The sequence below is a fragment of the Pseudoalteromonas sp. 1181_04 genome, from assembly GCF_052850545.1.
The window spans coordinates 1-580 of sequence record NZ_VXCS01000092.1; the positions used below are offsets into that span (position 1 = coordinate 1).

A 580-nucleotide genomic window follows, 5' to 3' on the forward strand; every position below is an offset into this window, starting at 1 on the left:
CTAAGGGATCCCCAAAAATAATTATTAAGTTTCAATTACATCACTCACATCCATATTTTTCCAATCGATTTGCACTACTACCTGTACGAAATAGGCTAGTCCTTCCAAATAATCTCGCCGTCGCAATTTAATGGACTGTTTTTTGACGTATCGCAATCCAACAAATGCCCATGACACTACTCGCCTCCTTTTGGTTGAGTTAGCTTGAAAAGAGCCTGTCTTTCCTGCTTTGTCTATCACTGCGCCCAGCATCATTGAGAACCAATGAGCCAGTGTAGCAAGCAGTAACAGTATGTCTAATCGATAGAGTTTGTTTGTCCTGTGCAGATCTGAGCCTAAGCCGAACCTAACACTTTTTTGATCTCGAAATCCTGCTTCTATCTGCATTCTCATACCATATAATTTGAGCACTTTTTCGAGAAAGTGGTGCCTTTTTGGAAGTGAAGAAACGAGTAGCCAAGGCTCCTTATAACCACGTTTTTTATCTCTTTTTAATAACTTATGCCCTTTGCCAACCAGCACTGCATGCGTGTGATATTGTGCACTTTTGGTCAACTCGGTCGCGCCAAGATACTGGCTC

The 580-nt window shown here is 41.7% G+C and carries 1 pseudogene; it reads right to left on the reverse strand.

From position 1 onward, the window contains the following. Window positions 1–24 precede the first annotated feature (24 nt). A pseudogene (locus FW757_RS23170) lies at window positions 25–580 on the reverse strand (IS4 family transposase); the annotation flags it as partial.